We start from the raw sequence: 25,246 nt of genomic DNA on the forward strand, positions 1-25,246 counted from the left end.
TGTATTAAATTAGTCAGTTCGAGCCGGTCACCTTATTAAACAGGCTACATTGTAGTCTGGTCATATTGCCCGCTTTATATGTTTCAAATTCAGACTGTTCAATAAACATCTGAGGAAATTTTTCCGCGCCCCACAATTCAAATAGATGGTACAGGCGCTGTACCAAATTACCTTCCCGATCTGGAAAAGTGAAAACTTCAGCATTAGGACTGCATTTTTGTAAAATTTCTACCGCGTTGCTTTCCTCATGTATGATTGCAACCAGGGGTTTCAGACTCATAATATAAGGATAAAGTTTTGAAGCAGTGTATTTTGGATCATCCGAGGCGGGAATAAAAACGATGTCCGATTGCTCCAGGGTAGCCAGGGTTTCATAAAAGCCTATTCTGTCAGTTGATTCGCTTACATGTGCGCTGATATTGTACTCTTCTGCTAAGGGCAAGATAGTAGGAGTTCCCTTTCCGGCTGCGGCATAGCTGGTCCCTAAAAAATGGAAATGAAATTTTGAAAATAGGGAAGAATTCTTTTTCAACCCCACTGAGAGCATTTCAAATACTGGCTGAATAGCTTTATGCATATCATATCCGCCACGCCCTATATAAAGCACATTTATCTTTCCTGCGACCGCTTGTACCTTCAGATTCATTTCGGCAACATGGGTATTAGCGATTTCCCAATCCTTTTCAAAAGCTCCAAAGGTAATCGTGGCAGAAGGAATGTCTTTAATCGCTTGATAACGGTTCTTAAGGTCGGTAATATATTGATCAGAGACGCTTATAAGACCTCCCGCACTTTTCATAGCCAAAGGTTCCAGCCATTTATTCAAGCGGTATGAGAACCAATATTTAGGGGGCCGCTGGCTTTTAGGTTTATCCCGGTAATATTCCGAATGCCAGGGGTCCTGCATGTCGATTACATAAGGGACCTTAAATTTCTTTTTCCAGTACGTTCCAAGGATACAAAGAGGAAACTGCGTTGTAGAAAAATAGATCAGGTCGTATCTTTTCGCCCTGAGCAGAGCATTTACTTTTTGCCTGTAAAACCACAGGGAACGTAAAGCAAGACTTCCCAGTCCGAATTTGCCGGTCCAGTTTTTTGAAAGTGCCTTTACCTGGTGAATGATGATGCCATCTGGTATGCTTTCCAGCAGAAGGTCATCTTTTAACATTTCAGAGTAAATTGGGTCTACACAAACCACCTCAGCTGCCCAACCATTATCTTCGAAATAAGGCAGGCTCATTCTGACGCGCTGCATATCCGCGGCATTCGAAGGAGGGAAGTAAGGCGAGATAATGAGAACCCGTTTCAAAATTTATTCTACGTTCACTTTTTGGTATTTATTAACCCTGGTCAAAACCTCTTTTCTTAACTTATCCCGGTAGCTCGACCAGGGGTAAGCCCGGGCAGTTTCCAATGCGTTATTGCCGATCTTGGCTAACTCTTTAGGATGATCAAAGCACCATTTTAATTGGGTTACTAAAGATGGAACATCCGCGGCTTCCACCAATAATCCATTCTCACGATGCCTGATAATATCCGGACCGCCCGAGCTTGTCGTGGTTAGCACAGTGAGCCCTTTAGCCATTGCCTCCGAGATCACCATCCCAAAGCCATCGGCGAGGGTTGGAAGTACAAAAACATGAGCATTTCGGTAATGATCATTCAATTTATCCTGGGGAAGATTTCGGATAAATTTCACGGACGATGGCAGGTTTTGCCTGAAGGAGGCGGGAAGGTGATTTTTTCCCACCACAATCAGTTCAGCTTTTACCGGATCAAAATTGCAGATCTTCCAGGCCTCGAATAATAAGTGGACGCCCTTCCTGATGTTCTGGTTCCCGGCAAACAGGAATGTCAGCTTTTGAGCCGGTTCTTTTTCCGGTACCCGCTGTTCAGCCTGCGGAAAGCCAAGCGGGATCATGATCACCTTTGCAGGATCAATCCCTGCCATTTCTAAAGTCTTTTGAGTGAAGCTTGAATTACAAATAATATAGTCACATTCTTTCAACTCCAGATCTTTGCGTCTGTTACATTTTTCAGCCATGCGATCATTCATCAGCTCTGAAACATCTCCTTTTAGTTCCGGGTACTTCATCAGTTCAGCTTCCAGGATCTTGCTAAGGTAGGAGTGATGCTGGCTGGGCTGTTCGTAAAAGGAGGGAATATTGAATTCGTTAGCTTTTCTAATGGTGGCAAGGGCAGCGTGTTCATAGGTATGCACCCATTGGATCCTTTGCTTCAGATCAGCGGCCACCCAGCGGTCGAAATGAACTTCATTACGCTGCCAGATCCTGTTCATGATCCGCGGACTTAAGAACCGCGCGGCAAATACCCGTAATAGTTCAGGTAGCGGATTGCCTTTTAAGTACCGGTACTCAACTTCGTCAATATTACGTCTTTTAAATTCTTGTGCCAGACGTGGAAAAAGCCGGATGAGCGTTTTGCTGAACGGATACTCTTTATGCTGGTAAAAGGAAGTGTAGAAAGTATGCAGCATCCCTTTTTCCTGGTAGGCAAGGATGCTTTGCTTGATATATGGAGCAATGTTAGGATGAGATACGCTACATTTCATAGCTGCTTCAATCAATGGAACCTGGAAAAGAAACGGGGATAAACCCCCATTGTCATATGGATGCCGTAAGTGCTTTTTATCAGTCTTCTGTTTTTATGAAAAGGAATTAAGAGGCTGAAGTAATATCCTATTCTGTAGGATCTTTGGCTTCGCCAGGCATTCCAGCCCTTCCCTTTAATATAAAAATCAATTACCGCCTGGTAATTCCAGCGCCAGTCGAGTTCGAACGCTTTATTATTCCTAAAGACGACGTTGTTTAGCGTACCCTGATCAAAAGGCCCCCATATCCCTTTTTCATCTTCGTCCATACCGTTGTACTTATAAACCCCTTCTTTATAGGCTGCTTCGAGCAGAGGTAAGGCTTCACAATCACAAACTATGAATCCCGTGTTTGCGGTCCACTTTACATGAGGAGCTTTTGTGTTTTCTTGTACCCCATCCCTGCATAAGCCTACAAAACCTTTGGGAACAACCTGCATGGGTGGAGCGTCGCTATTTAATAACAAATCATCATCAACAATAATATACCTGTCAAAACCAGGCATGATCTTATGTACCATGAGTTTTGTAAAATGCGGGCTCCTTTTCAGATCATCAACGAACGGTTTCTTAAGTAATATACTGGAATACCCATGCCTGGATGCCCAGGAAGCTATTCGTGAATAGGTGACATCTGACAGGTGCGTTCGCTCGCCAATGGATACCATGATCACCAAAGTGTGATTTGAATCCGTGGAAGTCTTCACAGGTTCGTTATAATTCTTTTCCACCAGCGGTTACTTTTCAAACTTTCCCTGGCATCCGTCCAGTCACATACATCGTCTACCAGGTCGTAAAAGCCCGCCTGGCTTTCCGGAAGGTCATTAGTTTTTATCATCTCTATAATTTCAGGAAGCCGTGCATAAAAATCAGCATTTCGATAGGGCGGGTGCAAAGACCATAGGCCTGTCCCGGTGCCAAGGAAATCTATTCTATTTAATTGCTGCTGCTGCATAAAGACTGAAATGATATGTTCTGGTAAAGCAGCTCCGTCATTACCTTCAATGAGCGCTTTCAGCCGGTAACGCAATGCCGGTTTTATAGCCACCAGTTTCTGCTTTGCGAATTTACTTTTGTCGATCATGAAGATCCGGGTGCTCATTCCGGCTATTTGGAATGTATAGGGTGCAAGCTTTTTCACCACAGATTGATCAATCAACTTTTCCTCCGGGTGTGGCGGTCCCGGAAGAGGAGATACAGTTAGAAGTCCCTTATATTTCTCAAATAGTTCTTTTGCTTCTTCCAGCCAGGTCTGGCTGCCCCCGCCAAGAAAAATATCTGAGTCGAGATGTAAAACGAGGTCATTGGAAGCTGAGAAAAGGCCGAAAAAGTAGGCGTAGAACGGCCCTCCTCTAAAATCTTTTTCAAAAATTTGGTCCGAGCCGAAGAAATACTGCGCAACCGCCTTTTTGACGATTATAGAATAATCAACAGGTATCACACGCACTGGGAAGTGCGGCAGGATATCCTCACATAGAAAAGAGTTCAGCTCATCCTTGTTTTCTGCCCAGCCGCTAGCAAACCGGCCTTTGGCAGGTTTTGTATCGACGGTTAGAATTATTTCATTTACCTGCCCCGCAAGAATAAGCAATTGCTCTTTCAGAATATGCCTGGCATGAGGCAGATCTCCGGGCGCGAGGTTGATCTGCAAGCTAACGTCCATTATTAATGGCCTTATTAACAATAGCTGATAATTTACTTGATTCAGTTTCCCAATTATAATATTGAGAGGTAAGGTCTGCGTTCTTTTTTGCTTCTGCCAGCTTTTCCGGATCACTTAGCCAGTCTTCAAGAGCAGCAGTTTGTTTAGCATCAGGGTTCTGGGGAAGCTGGAAACCCGGACTAAACCTGGAAAAGACTTCTTTTTGCCCGCAAGTCTCGGTTGATATGATGGGTAATCCAGCCTGGAGGTATTGAAAGAATTTATTTGTAATCGTGTAATTCCGGCTTAAAGGCTCTGTTTTTTCTAAGGCTAAACCAATGTCAAACGAACTGATTTTACCTGGCAGGTTTCGTTCATCAATCAGGTCATGGAAATGAATTGAATGGTTAGCAGATAACAGGTTGCTGATGTCTGATCTATAGTTTTGATGAATACTTCCAAGCAGATGAAGCTCTAATTTAACCTTAAATTTATTGATGATCTGTATAAACTCTTCAATACCCCTGCCCCTTCCTATTGTTTGCGAAAACCAGAATAATTTTAGAGGAATTTTAAATGATAGCGAGGACAAATTAGATCCGGAAGTGGGGAATACGTTGTAAATGACATCAGGCAAAGGAGAATTGTAAAATACTGATAGCTTTTTTGCGAGAGCAAAAGAAGTCGTTACAACGAACGATCCATTTTTTAAGGCATAGCCCTCTGAATTGCGAAGTAGTTTTACGGGACGCTTTTTTCTTGATTCAGGCAAAAGATCCTTTGAATACCAGTCTTCAAAGTCAAATGCAACATTGAAATTTTCTTTCAATAATTCGCACCCAATAATGGTTGGAAGTTCCTGGTGCATAATGTAAAGTGCGGCATTCAGTTTTTTGCACCGTTCTTTTAATCTCTGAACTCCATATCCTAAAGTGTATTTACTTTCAAAGCCAGTGAACTTTTGCCATTGAATAAAAAATTTCATGACAGCTCTATCATAAAATGTTTTCAAACCGTTATTTCTAAGATCTGAATAGACTTGATATTCAATATTTTTTGACAATATTAAAGATAAATCTTCCTGGTATAATTCTTCTGAGTGAACAGCAGTAAGTATGATCACTTTAAAGTTGTCCTTAGCTAGAGCAATCGCCTCCTTTAATACCCTCGGATTTCTGCATAGGTGTGAATGGCTGACAATTGCTATTGTTTTAGGCATCAATAAATAATGACATTTGGAATTTTTATTTGAGATTTTCGCGATGTCTTAAAATGGTATACTTTAGTAGAAAGAGATATACTGATTTTTGAGATTTTAAAAATTTTATTACATAACCTAGGTGGATACTATTTCTTATAAGCCACCTGATAATTATCAGCCAGTCATTGAAATTAAAAAGCTTATAGAAAGATTTATCCTTAATGATTAATAGATTAGCGAGAAAGAAATTGGCTATTGGGCTGGGCTTTTGCTTGCGGTAATAGGATAACGTCTTGCTAAAAATGGTTTTGTCGTTCCCGGCTTGAATGAAACTGGCTAATAACATGATTTGACAACTCGACCACAGTAATCGATTTCCTGAACGGTTGGTTTTTATAGTTTGGGAAAAATTTGCCAATACTTTATTTGATAAGTAAATGGGAAATTCAAATGTCCTTTCCCTAACAGCTTCCATTATACTGAAATTGCAGCTGTCAGGAATTATATAATTCCTGGCAAATTTTCCTCTGTATATCATTGCACCGTTTGAATGCAGGGCGCCCATTGCTTGTCTATAAAAAGGCCATGTGTAGTACGGATTCTTATTATCTTTAGGCCAGGTTGTCTTATTGGCATTTAACCATCCACTATTCTTAGTTTCCCGCCACAGCTGCATATTACTCCATGCAATGTTTACATTTTTGTTATCCTTCAAGATTTTAATCATTTCCGACAGGAAATCCGGTTCCCACCAATTGTCATCCTCTAATAAGCTTACATAATCTTCATTGCAGCCCTCAAAAGCAAGGCTGAAACTTTTTGTCGGTCCCAAATTACTTTCATGATTCTTAATGATGAAACGAGGATCGTTTAAGGATTTTATATAATCTTCGGGGAATTTATTACTAGGACAATCATTATGTACTTCACAGATCCAATCCGTGAAACTTTGATCAATAATACTTTTTATAGCTCTTGGCACTAATTCATTGCGTCTATAAGTAAAGAAATATATTCTGCAAAGGGGCATCTAAATTCTTTGATAAATTCTGTTGTGTCCAACGTTTAAAACATTTTTGAAACCTAATATCTCTATTATGTTGCAAGCATCTGATACTGATTGATGTCCTTTCCAAAAACTGGTACCGGGTATATTGCATGATGCATCGTCCATCACTAACAGACCGCCCTTCTGTAAGAGGCCGCTATAATTTTTCAGGTCTTTACATACGCCATCAAAAGTGTGATCACCATCAATATAGAGCAAAGACAATGAATGCTTTTTTACTTCATTAATAATATTTTGTTCTGTAGAGAATCCTTTAAAAATTTGAATTTGATCAAAATTCAAGTCAAACGAATCATATAACTTTTTAATAATTTCCAGGTAATCTAATTGTTCATAGTGATTACCACTATCAACGTTTTTTCGATATTTTCTAGAGATTTTATATAGAATATTTTTAAGGAGTGTGTGTGTTATTTTTAAGTTCCCTGCCAAGGGTGTTATGCCTAGTATGTTTGAGTCAAAATTAATTTCCTTTGAGATCAATGACCATAGCGAAATAACCTGGCCTTTAAAAACCCCAATTTCTAAAAAATCACCTGTGATCTTTTGATCTTTAATATATTGAAGGATTAATAGCCACATGTAAGCAAAAGCACGATCCCCGAAACCCAGATCCCATTCTTCAATAAAGTCTCTATGCTTTTTAAGATAATCTACTGAGTTGGTTTTCCTGGTAAAATCTTCAAATATTCGATTGTTATTTGTTTCATCATTTAAATATGATCTTGTAAAATCAGATAAACTATATTCCATTTTTCAAAAGATATTTAATTGAACTACTAAATTTCCAACCGAAGAGCTTAATAGAGAGTTTAGTAAAGCCTCCCGCGGGGTATGCCAAATTCGGTTTTTTTTTTCCCAGCAATTCTTGATTAGCGAGAGCGACTAATTGTTTTTCTTGTGGATGGACCAAGTATATAAAGCTTTGCCATATATTATTGCAGGATAATTGGGTAAATTCCGATTTGTAAATTTTTGATACTAAATCAGTTGATAATTTAAGAGATCGGAATAAAGACATATAAGCTATTGAATCATCCTTCGTAGACAATCCGTTTACCCCTGAGCGATAGTAGAAGCAACAGTCGTTGTTAAAAATGATGCTTTTTGCATTAGCAAATATTCGGGTAAAGAATTCCAGGTCATCATTTAAACTCAATTCTTCATTCCATAAACCAGCGGTTTCAATGATCTCTTTCGGGATTAAAATGCGGCCAGGGTTAGTCATTGGATTTGCCTTGTACCAAAACTCTTCAACCCAATTTTGAAGTGTCATATTATTCAGTGGATTAGGTACAAGTTTAAATGTGCTTAAGTCATCATTAATAAATCTCCCCCATGGGGCAACAGCCACCGAATCCTCTTTTTTATTTAACGTTTTCGCCTGAGTATATAGATAATTCTGGTCTACCAGATCGTCGGCATCAAAGAATAAAACCAAAGAACCAATAGAATTTCTGTATGCCAAGTTCCTGGCTGATGCTGCTCCTTTATTCTCTTGCTGCAGGACTTTTACCCGAGAATCTGATATATTTTTAAGATAAGACCATGTGCTATCAGTTGAGGAATCATCTACGATGATTATTTCAATGTTTTGATAAGACTGCTCTAATAAACATTGTACAGTCTCATTGATATATTTAGACGCGTTATAGCAGGGAATACAGATTGAAACTAAAGGATAATTATGCACAGTTAAGGCTCTTATTAATTAACATTCTCGATTTGCTTTCTCCATGCCTCTTTGAAATACACCTCTTTTGACTCATTTACATAGTGATGGAGCGTGCCGTTCTGAGCCCTAACCTGCTCAAAGGTTGGGAGTACGATGTAATCTTCCCGTGACGCTACACATAAGTTATCTGACTGTTCCAAAATGATGGACGTAATGAGTTGTTCCATATAATATTGCGAACCCAGTTTTTCTTCAAAGTTTTTCACAAGATCTTCAATAAAATTAAAATCCATCCTGGCACTATGGATACTATACATTCCCGAATTTATGTTGTTGTTGATAGGAACCGGCCATACCTTATATATGTCTTCATCGGGATATCCGTAACTTCTTTTTACGTCTTGAATACAAAATGCATGATTGCTATCGTCTCCATGTTGATATAGCCAATTCAGAAAGTCCGTTGGTTTCCTCCAAAATAACATGTCGGAATCGAAAAAAGTAGATAATCCTGAGTTGTCTAAATGTGTAAAAATAAGCTTTTTGAAAAGTGGCAGGGTTTCAACCTTCTGGTTTAAATAGGGAAAGCAATGTTTAGGTAGCCTATCATTCAATAAGCTCAGCGTTTCAGCGTAATTCATAATTTTAATCTGGGGAAACCTGTTTTGCAGGATTTTCACAGTTGAATCGGACAGTGTGCCATCGCTGAAGAAATTAATTGAAAAGCCACGCGATTCGTCGTCATCTAAAAATTGCAAAAAACTGTGAACACAGAAGAGTGATTGATGAATGAGCTTATCACCTGTAAGAAAGTTTATTTTATATTTTCCATCCTGATTACAACTGCTATGAATTTCTAACTTTTTTAAGGCGTAATTTTTCATCTCCCTTTCAGCTTCCAGCATCAATTCATAGTTCTTCTTGCCGCCAAATTTGTTAATGGTATTTCTTTTACTTTTGGGCTTGTAAAACACCTTATATATTAATTTTCCAAGAGTTGACATTTAATTGTTATGCTACAATATATTCAGTTGGAAGGATGATCTCGCAATTGTCACCAATCGATTAAGGTAATATTTGTAAGACTTGAACTTTAATTCAATATACTTTTGCCTGCATCTAATATAAAAATATGCAGGTCTGAGTACCGGATAAATTTTAAATCTGCCATCAAAATGGTAGTCGACTATTTCTTTTAACCGTTTTTCGATATTTTCTTTTTTTACCAGTTCATTAACTTCGTCGTTTTTGAAAGCTGGCTCAGAAAGATATTTCATATATAAATCATCGTTATTATCCACTTCTATTACATGGTCAATCACGTCTTTGAAGGAAGAATACTCATGGCAATTGATAAACCGCCTTGTGTTGAAGTCTTGGCCTACCCGGGGATTTCCCCAATAAATAGGAATACAATATTCTAATAAGGGTTCGTAAACTTTCTCTGTCGTATAGCCCGGATATGATGCATTTTCGAATGAGATAACGAATTTATATTCCTTAATATAATCTCTTTTATTTTCAACTAACCCCCCAATATTGTTGAAAACTGAACCGCCAGAATCAATATGCTTATATTTCGATAGTTCTAAAAAGAATCGATTTCTTTCATCGCATTTGTTATTCGAGACTATAAAACAGCAAAATTTAGTTTTGGAGTTCAAAATACTTTTTGGGTTAAGCTTTTTGTTTACTAAGCTATTTACATCTTCCCATAGTGCATATAGAGGTAATCGATAGTTTTTGGGATTTGTGGAATAATCAAAACTGAAAGCAAAGTCGCAAAGAACAAAATCGGGCCTCTGATTTTCTCCAGTAAATAGAATTTTGGTACACCTATACTTAATGTGATTAGAACTATAAACGGAATAGAAAAGCAAGTCCGGATCTTCGGATATTGTTACTTGATATTTCTCAATTAGCAGGTTGTAAAAGAAATTATTTTTCTTGTCAAATCCTGACCAAAAATCGGTAAAGTTTATTTTTATACTTGTTTTGTCACTCATTATTCTGCCGGAATTTGTTTTATAATCTCGAGCGGAACATTACTAAGTCTGGCCGCAATGTCAGAAAATGAACTCCAGTATGAACCTAAAATTTTGCGGGTTTTAGATAGGCAGTACATATCCACTACTGCATCCTGTATTCCTGATATAGTCTGCCTGTCAAGTGATTTATTTTGTGTGATAATTCTCCCTTCGAATAGATCTTTTAACCTAGTTTCTGTTGCCGGATCATCAGTGCACAAGAAAAAGTTAGTTTCACTTTTCAGAAACAATTCGTCTTTCATCCTTTTGATAAATAACTCAGTAGGACTATGTTCAATCGCACTTTTATTATCGGTTCTTCTGATGTGCACTCCAATTGTAAATTCTGAAAAACGTGATGCAATAAGATCTGCCTTCCTGAGCAGGGAATCTATAGGTTTAAAAGTTTGAAACGCAAAAAGGTTATCTCCAAATTCCTGACATGTTTGTATATATGTCACGCGGTTGCTTTTAGTAGTTTCATAAATATCTAATTTATTAGTCCAGATTAAATTGCTAAAATCTGGCTCCTGAATACAATAGTCAATTCCAATTAACTTATTGACCAAACTTTTTCCTAATAAATTCTGTGTTATTTGATTTGTACTTTTGACATATCGATACTTTCTTTGTTTTTTTTTGATAAGAAAAAGGCCGGTTTCTTTAAATAGTAAAGCATACGGACAATTTAGCTCATGATTCTCATTCCAAATGACAATCAATTTAGTCTGTAACTCTTTCGAGAGCCAAATTCCGGAAGCAACGACTCTCATTCTATTAGCCAGGCCGCCTATCGGTTCTATTATGATCAATTAATTATATCAGTAAAGTCAATTAATGCAGGATAATTCATTTATTATCTGATTTCGCTAATCCATCGAACATCCCGCATGCGCCCCGCCACGTTATAAAATTCATTTTGCTTAGCAAGGCTTTGTAAACAAACCAGGCTTTTAATTTTCGCAGTGGCACCGTCCAGGCCGGAATTGTTTTCCAAGGGTTTATTTGGTGGCTTTCCAAAAGCCTAACCCACGATTTGCTTGATTGATTATTCAGGCGGGCAAGGTAGGAGACCGTCATCCTCTCCATCGGAATAATGTGCTCAAGACTTAAAGCAGGGTAATAGCCGGTTTGCCAACCTGCCTTTAAAATTTCGAGTACGATGTCATTGTCACCACCGGAGGCAAGGGATCCGCCCAGTCTGTCTGAGATGATTGATTGGCTTGAACTAATTTTTGCCCGATAGCTGTTCAGTGCTTTTCTACGGATGATCATTCCTGCGCCTAAAGGTGCCTCATGAGGATAAGTACTCTCCCAGGTCTTCAAAATGATCTCTTCACCAAGATCCCGCAAAGCAAGGTTATTATAGAAGTGTTTCAGATATGAAGGCTCTTCGCATTCAAACATCGGCAGGGATTTCCCACCCGCAGCTCCGAGTTTTGGATCTTCTTTCATCAACCGCACGGCTTCCTGCAGGTATGTGGGATGCAAAATATTGTCATCGTCAACCAGTACGATAATTTCCCCTTTTGATTGTTCAAATCCTCTCATCCGGGCATAGGTAAGACCTTGTCGTCTTTCCAGAACGATTGCGGCATTTGAATGCCAGCTCAGATCAGTCTCGATATTGAATTCAGTAAAGGAATTATTATCTACGATGATCAACTCCCAGGACTTGTGGTCGAGAGTTTGCAATCTTAGTCCCTCCAGGGTTTTATTTAGCCTTGCAGCGTTTGGGTTATAGGTTGGGAGAATAACGGAAAGCTGTATCAAGAGTGTTAATTAATGGCTGAAGTTTTTAAGATAAACTTTGGAGCAACAATCTTCCCGTTTTTTTCCAATTTGTCGATTAAACGTTTTCCAATAGCCTGAAATGGAAGTTCAATCAGCCTGTAAGTAAACCTGGCCAGCAGTATGCTTATTGACAACACTATGATGAACCTGGTCAAAACATCCGTTACAGGGTCTGAACTATAATGGTTCAAATTATACTTAACCAACACTTTGGCAATTAACAGGTGCAGGAGGTAGATACTGTAACTCATTTTACCAACCCAAACAGTAAATGGATTTATGACGATCCGGGGCTCAAACTTGCTGAAGGCATAGGCTGCGAACGCGAAAGATAGAGCAAACAAATAGTGCGATTTGAAGATGTTTCCTCCGATTAAGTGCAGGAAAATCAGTATGGCGATTAACAGGTAGCTCAACTGTATTCCGGAATCTTTATCAAGTGATTCTTTATGATTGTATAATGTGAAAAGACAAATCCCTATCAGAAAAACGGGTAGTTGAGAAATGAAATTCTCATATACAAATACCTTCCATAAAACCCCGTCACTACTTAAGGGATATTTCGTTAACAGACTCAAAATAACTTTTGATAGAATTAAGCTAAAAATGGTAAGGTTGATAATACTGCTTGGAGATCTTATCCTTGAAAAAATAAAAGGAAAGATTAGGTAAAACATCATTTCAATTCCTACAGACCAGCCCCCGGGAACAGTAGTATTTACCCAGTATGGGCTAAAACCGTGTATGAAAAGGATATTCGCAATAATCGAGCTCCTTGATGGAGAATTTATATCGATTAAGAGGACCAGAAAAATTATCAGATAGTACAAAGGCACTATCCGGAAAAAGCGCCTTATTATATAATTCCGAATCGGCCTTTGCTCGCTGGATTGTTTGTTGTTCAGCGATAAGCATAAGGTAAATGCACTTATGAGGAAGAATAAGGTAACCCCTTTGTCGCCATTTTGAACAAACGCGTTAAAAAAAGGAGGCAGTTTAACATTGTATATTTCAACGAAATAGGGGTGAGAATGACAAAGGATAACCATCAGTATGGCAACTCCTCGTAAGGAGTCGATATATTTAAACCTATTCAAATTGAGGCCTGTTGATTTAGTAATCCCGGCCAATCAGATCAGGTTGAGCAGTTTATACATTTTTGTCCTGATCCGGTTTAGAAACATGATGCGGTTCCATTCAGGTACCGGCCCATGCGCATCCGGTGCCCATGTCTTTAAATGATCTTCCTGCCATCTGGCCTTCATCTTCAGATCGTGGGTTTTCGCGTTTTCATGCATATAGGCAACCGATAATGGCTCTTTGATCAATGATCTTTTCTTTCCTTTAACTAGTCTCAGCCAAAGCTCATAGTCAATAGCGCATTCCAGTTCCTCCCAGATGGGCTGATGGATCTTTGAACTCCAGAAAGTGGACGGTTGTACCAGTCCCGGAATCTTTATAAAATAATCGAGAAAAGGCAATATTTTGGAAAGCGTCAATTTACTACTGACTGCATGTTTAACATAGCCATAACCATAAATGAATTCACTTTTATGTAGTTCAAATGTATCGGTGACTCTATGAAAAACATTCGGTAGATAATAATCATCACTGTTGATCCACGCATAATATTCACCGCTGCCTAGGCTAAACCCGAGGTTAATGGCCTGGCCCTGTCCGTTATCTTTTTCGCACTGCCAGTAGCTAAGCCATGGGGAATATTTGTTAAGGATTTCCCGGCTTTCATCGCTGCTCCCTCCGTCAATAATAATATATTCGAGGTTCGGATAATTTTGAAGAAGGACCGAGCGGATCGTCTCCTCAAGAAATGCACCCTGGTTAAAGGACGGGCTTACGATGGTTAATTTCGGCCAGGAGCGCCCTAAGTTATAAAGTGCAGGATCTGTCTGTTCCGTCCAGGGCCAGCCAGCCTTACTGACGGGTGCCAGGGGCAGAGATCCTAATAAACCTTGCGGAGCTGCAGGCACTGTTGCTAACGGCTTTTGTATACCTTTCTTTTCGAAAGCTAATGTATAACTTTTGAGATCAGGGAGTGTCAATTGATGTAATGCTGTTTAACCAGGGAAGAGACGGATGCATACACCTGCTCGGGGGATATTTCATTTATATCCAGTTCTGACCAATCTTGCTGGCGGGGTGAAGGGCTGAAGCCGGGAGGAAATACGTACTGAAATCCCACTGTAATATTTTCAGGGTAGGGGATGAACCTTCCATGTAAATCTCCTTTAGCAATACAAATTCCAGGTATACCAAGTGAAACAGCCATATGAATAGCCACCGTATCATTTGATATAAGTAGTCGGGCACCGCCAATCAATTGGTAAAGTTCAATCAGGCTGAGTTTATCAATTTTATTTTCTAAAAGGTCGTCGTCGATATCGCCCTTTATTAATCGCCCGTCTGCAAGATCATTCTTGTCGCCAGCGAGAACGATACTTAATCTCAAATCAGTACAGATCATTTTACAGAGTTGATGGTAATTGATTGCCGACCATCTTTTTGATAGCTCACTACCTCCCGGGAAGACAACCGTACGCGCATGATGTTCGACCTTTAAAAGGTTTTCTTTTACATAAGGCTTTTCGTAATCGCATTGTTCGCCGGTGATCGCCTCGATGATCTGCTTGTTTCTTTCAAATTCATGGGCTGATCCCGCACTTATTTTAAAGATCTCCGTGTAGTATTGATCTCCCTTCTTCTTAAGGTCTGCCGGCTGATTAACAGCATCGCCATTTACGGTAATTTTGTTTGTAGCGTTGAGCCTGCCGACTAGCCAATCAATGGTAAACTTTCTTGAATAATTAGGATAGATAATCGTTTCAAGCCGTAAATTCTGCAAATCAAAAACGAGCTTAACAAGTTTCCATTTCAAAAAGTAGCCATCAGCATACCAAAAGAATCCATCAATAAACTTTCCGTCTAAAAAAATTGCGAGATCTTTATTAGCGGGATTGCTCAACAAATAGATTTTATAATTATCGTATTTCTTTGATTTTCTAAGGAATTCGAGATAGTTTCGAAATAAGATGTAATCACCGATCCCATCGTTCTTTATGATCAAAAGAGTGTTCTTTTTTCTCGGGATTAATTGGAAAAGTGCTTTTAGAAATTGAGGTGCAATAGTTCGAATCGCTAAAAACCTTATTTTACCTAAAAAACGGGGCATGGAATTATTTAAATAATTTTAGATAGACGACTTTTGCCAAGGGCAATCTCTGGCCTATTAAAAACTTTATTCTATTAAACGTTGTATTACCACCTTTGAAAAGTTTATTAAAGGAATGCCTATCAAATTTTCCGGATATTTTGATACTTACTGGGTGGAAAATCTTGTTTATAGGGTTTAAAGGGAGCGCGGCAACCTTCTCATCAAATGATAAAGTATGAGTAGCATGTGATCCAAAACCCAAATTAGAAATCATATTTTTGGTGGGGCTCACACCCATTCCGCCCTGGGCGTAGATGCTGTACACCCACTGAATATCCCAGGTGTCTATATAATGACTGGCCATACCTTTGAAGCTATTGTACCAAAACTCTTTTTCGTTTCGTCGAGAGAATTTTGATTCTACAATATCAAATAATTTTTGATCGCTGCCAGGGATATTGTAAGTGTATCTTTCCCAGGCATTTTTCCAGGTTGCCCAACCCCAAACATGTATGTAGTTAGAAAAATAGTAGCTGAATTTGTTCAGCTCACCAGGTACTTGAAAATTCGATCCCCCAATGTGCATTATACTCGGATTATCCCTATACCTTAATAATAACTCCTGGCAATAGCCGAAAAAGCTTTGATCAGGCAAACAATCATCTTCCAGTATTACCCCCTCTTCTACATGCTCAAAGAACCAGCTTATTGCACCAGACACAGCTTTGCCGCAACCCAGGTTTTCGTTTCTAAACAAAGTTTTCAATTCGCAGTCCCAGTCTATATTTTCAATCACAACATTTCTCGTTGCTTCACATTCATCAATCTCTCCTGGTTTACCAGTTCTTGGACCGTCAGCTGCAATAAATAAATACCTCGGCCTTTGTTTCCGGATCTCGTCAAACACAATTTTTGTGAGCTCGGGGCGGTTGAAGACTAAAAAGAGAATGGGTGTTTGATAACTAGTCATTCTGTACAAATAGCAGTTTCTCTTTATCAGAATTGGGAAGATTTTCGAACAACTTTAGCAGGTGGTGATGATGATGAATGATTCTTTTCCTATTCTTTAACAAAGCAAAAAATGTTCCCAGGGTTGATTGATAAGATAGTCTTAGTTCGTCGGTAAGGTTGAGGGTTAACTTTTGAATTACTAATTCTACAGATTGCCGTAGTACTGCCTTTCCGCTTGAGATGCACCATCTATTGATTACCTTATTAAAAGGTAACTCATATTTGTAGACGATTGAGTAGTAGCTATTTAAAAGTACATTGGTATAGCTAAGCCAGAAAGTCAGGTTTGAAAGGTAACTTTTGCTCTGCCTTTTTAGAGGAACAAAATGCTTAAATGTTAATCTATCATCAGCGATAATTTTAAATCCCAAAAGATATATCATCAGGCAGATCTCCACATCCTCTCCGCAAATCAATTTTAAACCTGATCTGCCAGTTGTTACCTGCATCCAGCCTCTGTTGAATGATAAATCAAGTGCATCTTTGCGGTAGATAGAACCTGCCCCATATACCCAGTGTTCTGATTTAGCCCAAGTTTGGTGTCCGTTGACTGTAATCTTTTTCAAATCTTCCTCATTAAGTCGGGTAGGTTTTTCGGCCTCTATTATTCCGCGACCTCCTAAAGCTCCAATGGTATTATCAGCACTTATTATACTAAAGGCATTTGCGACATAATTTGTGTCTAGCCAGTTGTCATCATCACACGTCAACAAATATTGGTAAAGAGCAGTTTTTAATCCTCTCTTAAAGGCGTTGTTTTTCCCTGGCGTTTTTTCATTTAGAAATTTACATTTAATATTTTTTGCACCATTAATCTCCCAAAATGCTTTTCCTACGGATAAGGTGTCGTCTGTCGATGCGTTATCAATTAAGATTATTTCCCACGGAATATTACCGGGCACCCGTTGAAGAGACAGATGTTTTAGAGTTTCACAGATTCTTTCGGAACCGTTATAAGTGCAAATTATTACAGATATGCCCGGGATCATCTTTGCTTCTTCGTAGTACTAGTGCTATCGATATATCGCATCCATTTTAGACTTGAAAATATTATAGGTAAACAGCTGCTTGTATCTCTTAAAAGAATTCACGCCATATTCCGTTCTTATTGTATCATTATCCAACAAATACAAAATTGCATTGACGTTCTCTTGCAAGCTATGTGGATCTACTAAAATGCCATTTTTAAGATTCTCGATTGATTCAGGTAATCCACCAATATTAGCTACTACGCATGGTAACTGTCTATACATGGCTTCGACGACCGAAATACCATGAGTTTCATATAAACTAGGTTGATAATACAGATCAGCATTTATGAGATAACGGTGCGGATCCGTAACTGTACCCTCAAACTTGATGCGATTATCTTCTTTAGTGGCATCTTGAAAGTGATCAATAAGATTTCCACTACCCAGCCATGTAAAACAAACATTTTTTCGGAGAGCTGTCACTTTTTTCGCGGTTTCCAGCCACACGAAAGGATTTTTATAATCTACAAGATGGCCTAAAGTGACTACCTGTTTTATGTTTGTTCTTTGGGCTCGGGCAATTAAATCCTTTTCGTCACTCTGTATAATACAATTGTAAATCATGTAGATAAACTTGCTCTTTACATTCTGTATTTCCCAGTTTGTACAAATGAGATTTCTATTTGATTCAGAGACTGTTATTATCCGTTTAGTTTTACTAAGCCTTTTATTGCAAGTATATGAACTGAACTGTGTATATTTTTTTGCTGGTGTCGAATGTAGTATGTACGTTACTTTTATAAACGGTAACCATAAAAAGTACAAATGTTTTTCGGGTTCAACCGAAGAAATTGTTAAATCAGCAAATCCGTTTCTTATACTCAACAAAAGAATCTTTATGATAGACCGTAGTATATAAAATACCTCTCTGATGTTTGTGCTTACTAAGTATCTTAAATGAGCATAAGCATGAAGGTTTTTAATAATTCTAATTTTTAGATGAGATCGACTTGATAGTCTAGCCAAATGCACTTTTTGGCCGTCATCCTCTAATATTAGCAGAACGTTCTCTTCACCAAAATACTTCAAGAGAGACTTCAAATGGGTGTTACTTCCTCCCGTTTCAAACAGCTTCGCGATAATGATATGCTTAGGGCGAGATCCTCTTGAGTTTCTAATCATAAATCAGAGTCCATATCTTTAATAACAGGGGATGTCACATTAAATTTCATCAATTTGACCGGTTACCATATCATCCACTCTCTACCACTGACGTCGAAGCAGTCTTTTCCACCTTTTCTCATATTCATGAACATCCCTACATTAGAGTCAAAAGTGCCTATAAAAGATTTGGCGTTATTTAATAATTCCATGTTAACCAGCAAATTAAGAACTAATTCCTTTCTTTTCGTTGCAGAACTTCTGACGAACTTTTGATGGTAATAGCCCTGGTCACCTTTAGAAGCGAATGTAAATACCTTCAATTCGCTAGAGCACTGACGTAAGTCCAAGACTGTATTGTAATTGTCTGTAAATACTAGGATGTTCCTCTCTTTGAAATTTTTCAAGATATAATCACAGTATAGTTTTGCTTCAATAATGTTAGTTTCCTGTAGCTTATCCCCCTGCCGAATATGAATCGCAATATATTCTTCGGGTAGATGTATTCCTGCCATTCTTTTTTTAATTTCCGACTCGGTAAATTGATTGAATACATACAGGTTTTGGATTAAGACTTTACTAACCTGTAAAAGATTTCCATGCAACTCTAATCTAGGCTCATTTATATATACGTTATACATGTCTCTGCCTCGGGCATTTTCAAACACGTCTTGAGTTAGATAATCAATGTTGTAGAGTTTTTTGAGTATACCTGGCACATACTTAAATCCCTTTTCATACATCATATATGGTCTGGTATTATATTTTTTTAAGCCCGGATAGTTTATTTCTTCAAAAAATGGCTGAAAATAATCCTGCCAGCCATCTTTAAAGAAGTTTTTATCTCCTACGCATTGCATTTGAAAGTGTATTTTGTTTGTTAGCGCGTAAATTACTGCCAAAATGAAATTATTGAATTCAGAATAGAAGCCTGATTCTGCACCGAGTCTAAATACTAGTTTTTCTTTAAATGTTTTATTTAAATTGAGGTAACATTCTTTCCATTCTTCTCTCTGCACTATCTGTATGAATTTATTGAGGTAACTGCCAACGTCGGTTAAAAAAAATATTTGGTTTATTTAGATCGATAATCTAGATGCGATATAAATTATGTCCGTCGTTCATTACCTTGCAAATGCATTTTTAAGTGAACAGTAGAACTTATTTTTAATGATAGAGGATATGATTGAATGCAGTCTAGAGTTTTTAATGTTTTGTAACTCGATTTTACAGTCACGATTCATATCATAATCTTTAATGAACATTGAATAATGTTTTTTAAGCACTTCTCTCTTTTCTTTATGATGTAATTGAGCATGATCAGGATTTTGGCTTATTCCCCCTGCTGCAACAACAGAGACAGGATAATTAACATGTTTAAAACTTGAATTAAATTTACACACGCTATGAAGGAGAAACTCCCAGTCTGAGACGATTTTATAATTCTCGTTATACAGGCCTATCGTATCAAAAACAGACCTTTTGATCAAGGTTGCAGGATGGGGGAGATAGCCGGTTAAAAAGAATTGAAAGGAAAGATCTGCAGGGAACTCTATTTTGTTTCGTTGTCCATTATGCTCCATTATAATATCGCCATATATCAGATCGGCATTTTCACCTTCGTCGACCATTCGTTGCAGACTTAGGTCTGAATTGAAAAAGTCGCCGGCATTCAGAAACAATAGATAATTCCCTGACGATTTTAAAATTCCTTTATTCATCGCATGGTATATCCCCTTATCTTTCTCGGTTATATATTTTAACCGTCCTTGATATTTTTCTAAAATAGGCAAGGTGTCATCTATCGATCCACCGTCAATTACCCAGTAATCGATAGGAGAGTAAGATTGGGTTAAAACAGATTGAATAGTTTTTTCAATTTCATAAGCTCGATTTAGGGAAATGGTTATAACTGAGATACGCACGATTCTAAATCTAGGTTGATATTGAACGATATAAGGTGATGTATTTTTCCCGCTGAGCTGAGTGCGAGAAATTAGTTATTGCCATGTCTCTGATTTGTTTCGAGTCATAGGTGTTCTCAGAACTAATAAATTTAAGTATTGCCTCTTTTAACCCGTCTGAGTCAAATGAGTCAGCAAAAAATCCATTGATTCCTGGAATGATCCATTCTTGCATCCCGCCAACTTTAAAGCTAAGAACGGGTGTACCGCATGAAAATGCTTCAAGCATCACGTTAGGTAGATTATCTTCTCTAGAGGGAAGAATAAATAGATCCGCTGCGGAAAAAGCCAGAGCAAGGGACTTATCATTATTTATAACGCCCAGATCAGTTACATTCTCTCTTTTTAATGATGCGTTGATATCACCGACAGTCAGTAGCTGATAGAGTCTAACCGGGATATCCTCGAGAGCAATTTTCAATAGGTCGAAACCTTTTCTCTTATTTTTTAGATCCTGTGCAGATATTAATAAACACGGTAAGTCAGGATCGATATTTAATTTTTGCTTTGCTTCTTTTTTATCTGTCGGTTTAAAAATTTCAATATCTAAACTATAGGGAATACGAGTGAAAGCGGTATCTGCTTTAAAGTGATTGCTTTTTTGTGCTTCCTTCATCAGCCACTTAGAGGGCGTTACCACGCTTAATTTATTGATCTGGTGGATAGCCCTGGCTTTTTGTATTATGAGCCTCTTTTCAAGAGCCTGAAAAAGTGGATTACTTATATAGTCATTTCTATAATGAAAACCACCCATGAACGGATTCATATCATGAAAAGTCCAGACAAATTTTTTGTGCTTCAGGCGATTGAAAAACCTTGGATAATTAACGAAGTTAGCGACCCAATGTAAGTGTATAATATCAGCTTCCATCAGGAGCCTAAGATCTTCGATCCTATAGTCGGTCCTAGGAAAAGAAAAGAATTCATAATCTCCATGCAATCCTTCTAAAATATGATAATTCTCCTGGTCGACCGTTTGTAGCAGTCCGATCTTTGACATAAACCTTTCAAAAATCCCCGTGTCCTTTTTTTTCTCTTTGCAAACTCTAATTTCCCTTGGTGAGTTTGGTATCTTATCATTGTCTCCAGATATGAAGTAAGAAGAAATATCACGACTGCCAAGCATCGCTTCATGTATCCGGAAGGCTGCCCTTCCGGCGCCACCGTTTTTAGATGAGCATACATGTACAACGCTGATCATTTATTTGCTGAACTGGAAATAAATCATGTCCTGTAAGCAAATATGTTAAGCTGTAAATCCATCTCATTATATTTCGTAATTTTTAAAAATGGATTCATTGAGCGTCCCCCAGTTTGCAGAATGTAGTAACGGAAACCAGCTGTTTTCAAAATTTTTAACAAGTCGTCTAACGTTTGAGGTTGACCATTCGTTGAGTGATATTCAACAAATAAATTAATTACATTTCCAAGAAGGTCAGCGCAATCCTCAAGAACAATCGTTTCTGCGCCTTCGATATCTATTTTCAAAAAATCAACAGGTTGATTTATATATTTTCGCAATCGAGTTGTTTTAACACATGTCGATTTAGAATCTGATTGATTGAGGGTCAAATGCCCTGCATCTGCGCCTTCTGAAAAGAACCTTCTCTCTTCGTCCTTATTCCAAAGTGCCATTTCATGCATTTCGACATTTTCTAATTCAAACGAGGAAATATTTTGGGTAAACAGTTTGAAAATCTCTTTATCCGGCTCAAAAGCTATTATTCTGCATTTTGGATAAAGCTTTTTAAAAAATATTATAGATAACCCAATGTTTGATCCACCATCAATAATGAAAGGTTCTGGGTTGTGCGTTTTAAACTTGTAAATTTCATTGTGGAAGATTTCATCAAATGCTGAAAGTAGAGAGGCACTATCAGAAAAATACAGGGATTTACCCAATAAATTCGTGCTTCCTGCAATAAAACGTGGGAGCGCTCTTAACCGCTGAATCTCCATTAGCTGAGCCGTATCATTATCGCCCACAGAAGGCAGAAAAGGCTTCTTAAACTTAATAATTGCTTTCTTTAAGATTGAAAACACTTTATTATTTGATTAAGCTTTTTGAAACTAAACTTCCTCATGAAAGTTTTCAATTATACTCGATGGTGGTATGATAAATCCATTCATATATTGATGTGGATAAGTCCTTCCTGTAATTGGCGACTTTATTACATCAAATGTTAAGATATCTTTCTGCCAATCATAAGTTTCTGTATTGTGAGACCCTATCCATGCAGTAACGTAGTAGGTGTCAGGTATTAATCCATTTAATTCGATTTTGGTGGTATAGTGATGTTCTTTTAAATCAAAGACAATAAACGGTTCCGAATTAGGAATCGCCTGCATTATGTATGTGCCAATTCCATTCTTGATATCGAAAGCTACAAATGCATTTTTGAAACATTTTTTTGAAAAAACGGAGAAATCTACTTCTAGAATCAGCTGCGGTTGCTCTCCAAGAAGTTTAATCGATATTTTTTTAAAATATGGGCCAACGTTTTCTTGCTGATTTAAATATTTACTTGCAATTAGTGTTGTGTTGTTTTTATGATAGTTTCGTATGCAAGATTTGGCGTCATCAAAGTTTTCGATTTTGCCATTCTGTAGTATAATCGCCTGATTGCATAGATTCAAGATTGCAGTCATATTGTGGGTTACAAACAATATGGTCTTTCCGCTTTTCTCACTAACCTCGTTCATTTTTCCAAGGCATTTTTTTTGAAACTCCGCATCGCCAACTGCAAGCACTTCATCAACAATTAGAATATCTGACTCCAGATGCGCTGCCACAGCAAAAGCAAGCCGCACATACATCCCTGAAGAATATCTTTTAACAGGTGTGTCGATATAACGTTCTACCCCCGCGAAATCAACAATCTCATCAAAGCAGCCCTTAATATCGCGTTTGGACATACCAAGTATGGCGCCGTTTAAGAAAATATTATCTCTCCCACTTAATTCGGGATGGAAGCCGGTTCCAACTTCGAGTAAACTTGCTACCTTCCCTTGGATTTTTACAGTTCCGGAGGTAGGGGCGGTGGTGCGCGAAAGAATCTTTAGGAGTGTTGATTTTCCAGCTCCGTTCCTGCCGATGATGCCTACCCGATCACCCTGTTCAATTTCGAAGTTGATGTCTTTTAATGCCCAAACATAAGCTGAGCTTCCTTTCTTTTCCCTGTTGTTTTCTTCCCCGATCTTCAGATAGGGATCTTCTTTCCCTATTGCTTTATGCCAAAGCCGGTTTATGTCATGAGACAAACTTCCTGTGCCAACGTCTCCTAACCTGTATTGTTTAGATAAACTTTCTACCCTGATCACCTTACTCATTTATTTTGCTCTCACTGTATTTTGGCGTTTGACAATTGATTTAACCAGCAATTTTAATGTTGGCCAAAAGGGCGGATTCCAGATCCTGTCTTTGATAAGTTGTTTTAATTTCTGCTCATTCTTAACCTGGATTTGAAATAGCTGGGGATGGACATATGTCATCAAATCCTTATCGGCGAAACTAGAATTTAAGCTATTTGCGGCTTCTGGCTTTGCATATATGAACATATTCTGTTTATACCACCAGTCTACATTTTCATTATTCCAGAATTTATTTCTCAAAATATCAAAAGGCTTATAACCCCGCAGGCTAAATTTCTTCTGCCAGTATTCCGGCCATTGCTCATTTAGGTGGAACTGACCTCCCTGTCCCGGTATGGCAGCCGAAAACAGAATAAGATCACTATGCCCGGTAAGTACGTTGACCAGGTTATCGCTCGCCGTTTCGGGCAAATGCTCTGCAACCTCGAGGCAAATAGCAAGATCGAATTTTTCCGTTAATTCAAGAGGCAGTGACAGATCATGTGTTTTGAATTCATTCATTTCAATCACAAGCTTTTCAATCCCTGCATTTATACCGTCGAGGCCTAGAACTTTAGGGCTACCCAGTTTCTTAGCTACGGCTAACCAGGTACCTGTACCGCAACCTACATCAATTACACTTCTGGGTTTCACGAGACTAAATACATACGGCAATACTTCCTCTGCTGATTTAGTATTGTGAATATGTTCCTCATGCAAATAATTAATATTACCCATTCTGTTAATAATTACATTTTCACCCATTCCTTCAAAAGGATTGAATGCGGCCATTCCTGTTCTTTTTCGCCCAGCCAGGTTTTTGGCGCAATCACTTTTGCTTTCTTTTCATTAAGGTAAGCGCCCCACCAGCTAAAAGTACTATTAGAGAGAATACAACAATCAGCGTGGATCAGATATTGAAAATCAACGATATCGGTATTGTTTGAGATATGCAGGTTTTCAAGATAATGGAATTCAATTGCCTTATACGCTGGATCATCAGAGATAATTACGTATAAATTACCCGGTTCATCCACGGATTGTATAGCACGGTGATAATAGTCAAGTGGTAGGATTACCCCGCCGGTAAGATAATCACCTCTTCTGACGTGTATAGTAATTAATTTCTGATGTTTGGGCAGATTCCTGGAACTATTCAAAAACTTGGAAACATGCTCTTTCCTGATCTGGTAAATTGACTTTATATCGGCCTGGTATCCCGAAAAGTACTTTTCTGACTGGAAATATCCATCATAGGAAACGTTGTTCCTTAGCTTTTTCAGTTCAAGTTCAGGGGCATTGTCCAGGGAGAATTGTACCGGTTGAAGGTTTAAGAGTCGCCGGAGCCCTTTATAAAATCTTCTCTTCAAGTGAATCCGAAATATGTTTTTATAACCCTGAATACCGAAGAAGTATTTATCGAGGACATGTAGCGGGTTGAATTTTAGATGAAAGTATTCTTCCAAATAATTTCCTTCAAATGTAGTATCAACATAAAAACGGGTATTCAATCTTTTGGCAGTGGAATATATGAAAGCATATTGGAAAAGCTGGTTGCCTAGTCTGCCGATAAATTTTACTTCAACCATTATGCTTAGTT

General features: G+C 38.3%; 25 protein-coding genes. All 25 read right to left on the reverse strand.

Features of this window, described 5'->3' with window-relative positions; all coding sequences use genetic code 11:
- Window positions 1-13 precede the first annotated feature (13 nt).
- Window positions 14-1,309 carry a glycosyltransferase family protein gene (locus tag AC1MCB_RS20810; protein WP_479966654.1) on the reverse strand — a complete coding sequence of 432 codons (1,296 nt, stop codon included), beginning with the start codon at window positions 1,307-1,309 and terminating at the stop codon, window positions 14-16.
- Between the two features lie 3 nt (window positions 1,310-1,312).
- Complete coding sequence (locus AC1MCB_RS20815) at window positions 1,313-2,572, reverse strand: glycosyltransferase family 4 protein (protein ID WP_479966655.1); 1,260 nt, start codon at window positions 2,570-2,572, stop codon at window positions 1,313-1,315.
- An 11-nt stretch (window positions 2,573-2,583) separates the two neighbouring features.
- Entirely contained in the window at window positions 2,584-3,342 is a 759-nt protein-coding gene (locus AC1MCB_RS20820; RefSeq protein WP_479966656.1) for a glycosyltransferase family protein, read from the reverse strand.
- A complete protein-coding gene (locus AC1MCB_RS20825; protein WP_479966657.1) occupies window positions 3,315-4,274 on the reverse strand; it encodes a hypothetical protein in 960 nt (319 codons plus the stop codon). The genes AC1MCB_RS20820 and AC1MCB_RS20825 overlap by 28 nt, the downstream gene beginning before the upstream one ends.
- The gene (locus AC1MCB_RS20830; RefSeq protein ID WP_479966658.1) at window positions 4,264-5,472 is read right to left on the reverse strand and encodes a glycosyltransferase; all 1,209 of its coding nucleotides are present in this window, start codon (window positions 5,470-5,472) and stop codon (window positions 4,264-4,266) included. The genes AC1MCB_RS20825 and AC1MCB_RS20830 overlap by 11 nt, the downstream gene beginning before the upstream one ends.
- Window positions 5,473-5,497: 25 nt before the next feature.
- Window positions 5,498-6,484, reverse strand: a complete 987-nt coding sequence (locus AC1MCB_RS20835; RefSeq protein WP_479966659.1) for a glycosyltransferase — start codon at window positions 6,482-6,484, stop codon at window positions 5,498-5,500.
- The gene (locus AC1MCB_RS20840; protein WP_479966660.1) at window positions 6,485-7,276 is read right to left on the reverse strand and encodes a CmcI family methyltransferase; all 792 of its coding nucleotides are present in this window, start codon (window positions 7,274-7,276) and stop codon (window positions 6,485-6,487) included.
- Window positions 7,266-8,216 carry a glycosyltransferase family 2 protein gene (locus tag AC1MCB_RS20845; RefSeq protein ID WP_479966661.1) on the reverse strand — a complete coding sequence of 317 codons (951 nt, stop codon included), beginning with the start codon at window positions 8,214-8,216 and terminating at the stop codon, window positions 7,266-7,268. Before AC1MCB_RS20845 ends, AC1MCB_RS20840 begins: the two co-directional genes overlap by 11 nt.
- Before the next feature lie 14 nt (window positions 8,217-8,230).
- Entirely contained in the window at window positions 8,231-9,202 is a 972-nt protein-coding gene (locus AC1MCB_RS20850) for a hypothetical protein (protein ID WP_479966662.1), read from the reverse strand.
- 12 nt (window positions 9,203-9,214) lie between these two features.
- Window positions 9,215-10,204 carry a glycosyltransferase family 10 domain-containing protein gene (locus AC1MCB_RS20855; protein WP_479966663.1) on the reverse strand — a complete coding sequence of 330 codons (990 nt, stop codon included), beginning with the start codon at window positions 10,202-10,204 and terminating at the stop codon, window positions 9,215-9,217.
- Window positions 10,204-11,037, reverse strand: a complete 834-nt coding sequence (locus tag AC1MCB_RS20860; protein ID WP_479966664.1) for an O-fucosyltransferase family protein — start codon at window positions 11,035-11,037, stop codon at window positions 10,204-10,206. Before AC1MCB_RS20860 ends, AC1MCB_RS20855 begins: the two co-directional genes overlap by 1 nt.
- Before the next feature lie 37 nt (window positions 11,038-11,074).
- The gene (locus AC1MCB_RS20865; RefSeq protein ID WP_479966665.1) at window positions 11,075-11,998 is read right to left on the reverse strand and encodes a glycosyltransferase; all 924 of its coding nucleotides are present in this window, start codon (window positions 11,996-11,998) and stop codon (window positions 11,075-11,077) included.
- A gap of 5 nt (window positions 11,999-12,003) precedes the next feature.
- On the reverse strand, window positions 12,004-13,068 hold the full coding sequence (locus AC1MCB_RS20870; RefSeq protein ID WP_479968765.1) for an acyltransferase family protein: 1,065 nt from the start codon (window positions 13,066-13,068) through the stop codon (window positions 12,004-12,006).
- Between the two features lie 81 nt (window positions 13,069-13,149).
- The gene (locus AC1MCB_RS20875; protein ID WP_479966666.1) at window positions 13,150-14,079 is read right to left on the reverse strand and encodes a glycosyltransferase family 2 protein; all 930 of its coding nucleotides are present in this window, start codon (window positions 14,077-14,079) and stop codon (window positions 13,150-13,152) included.
- Window positions 14,076-15,206 (reverse strand): glycosyltransferase family 9 protein, encoded by a 1,131-nt coding sequence (locus AC1MCB_RS20880; RefSeq protein ID WP_479966667.1) that lies wholly within the window; start codon window positions 15,204-15,206, stop codon window positions 14,076-14,078. Before AC1MCB_RS20880 ends, AC1MCB_RS20875 begins: the two co-directional genes overlap by 4 nt.
- A 4-nt stretch (window positions 15,207-15,210) precedes the next feature.
- Window positions 15,211-16,095: a nucleotide-diphospho-sugar transferase gene (locus AC1MCB_RS20885; RefSeq protein WP_479966668.1), complete on the reverse strand. Its 885-nt coding sequence runs from the start codon at window positions 16,093-16,095 to the stop codon at window positions 15,211-15,213.
- 55 nt (window positions 16,096-16,150) lie between these two features.
- On the reverse strand, window positions 16,151-17,188 hold the full coding sequence (locus AC1MCB_RS20890) for a glycosyltransferase family 2 protein (protein ID WP_479966669.1): 1,038 nt from the start codon (window positions 17,186-17,188) through the stop codon (window positions 16,151-16,153).
- 24 nt (window positions 17,189-17,212) lie between these two features.
- Window positions 17,213-17,677, reverse strand: a complete 465-nt coding sequence (locus tag AC1MCB_RS20895) for a glycosyltransferase (RefSeq protein WP_479966670.1) — start codon at window positions 17,675-17,677, stop codon at window positions 17,213-17,215.
- 737 nt (window positions 17,678-18,414) lie between these two features.
- Complete coding sequence (locus AC1MCB_RS20900) at window positions 18,415-19,350, reverse strand: hypothetical protein (RefSeq protein WP_479966671.1); 936 nt, start codon at window positions 19,348-19,350, stop codon at window positions 18,415-18,417.
- 105 nt (window positions 19,351-19,455) lie between these two features.
- Window positions 19,456-20,256: a glycosyltransferase family 2 protein gene (locus tag AC1MCB_RS20905; protein ID WP_479966672.1), complete on the reverse strand. Its 801-nt coding sequence runs from the start codon at window positions 20,254-20,256 to the stop codon at window positions 19,456-19,458.
- A gap of 10 nt (window positions 20,257-20,266) precedes the next feature.
- On the reverse strand, window positions 20,267-21,496 hold the full coding sequence (locus AC1MCB_RS20910; protein ID WP_479966673.1) for a glycosyltransferase: 1,230 nt from the start codon (window positions 21,494-21,496) through the stop codon (window positions 20,267-20,269).
- A gap of 23 nt (window positions 21,497-21,519) precedes the next feature.
- Window positions 21,520-22,338, reverse strand: a complete 819-nt coding sequence (locus tag AC1MCB_RS20915) for an FkbM family methyltransferase (protein WP_479966674.1) — start codon at window positions 22,336-22,338, stop codon at window positions 21,520-21,522.
- Window positions 22,339-22,365: 27 nt separating this feature from the next.
- Window positions 22,366-23,625: an ABC transporter ATP-binding protein gene (locus AC1MCB_RS20920; RefSeq protein WP_479966675.1), complete on the reverse strand. Its 1,260-nt coding sequence runs from the start codon at window positions 23,623-23,625 to the stop codon at window positions 22,366-22,368.
- Complete coding sequence (locus AC1MCB_RS20925) at window positions 23,626-24,438, reverse strand: class I SAM-dependent methyltransferase (protein WP_479966676.1); 813 nt, start codon at window positions 24,436-24,438, stop codon at window positions 23,626-23,628.
- Window positions 24,396-25,235 (reverse strand): alpha-1,2-fucosyltransferase, encoded by an 840-nt coding sequence (locus AC1MCB_RS20930; RefSeq protein ID WP_479966677.1) that lies wholly within the window; start codon window positions 25,233-25,235, stop codon window positions 24,396-24,398. The genes AC1MCB_RS20925 and AC1MCB_RS20930 overlap by 43 nt, the downstream gene beginning before the upstream one ends.
- Window positions 25,236-25,246: the final 11 nt, after the last annotated feature.

This window comes from Daejeonella sp. AP26 (genome assembly GCF_056680515.1).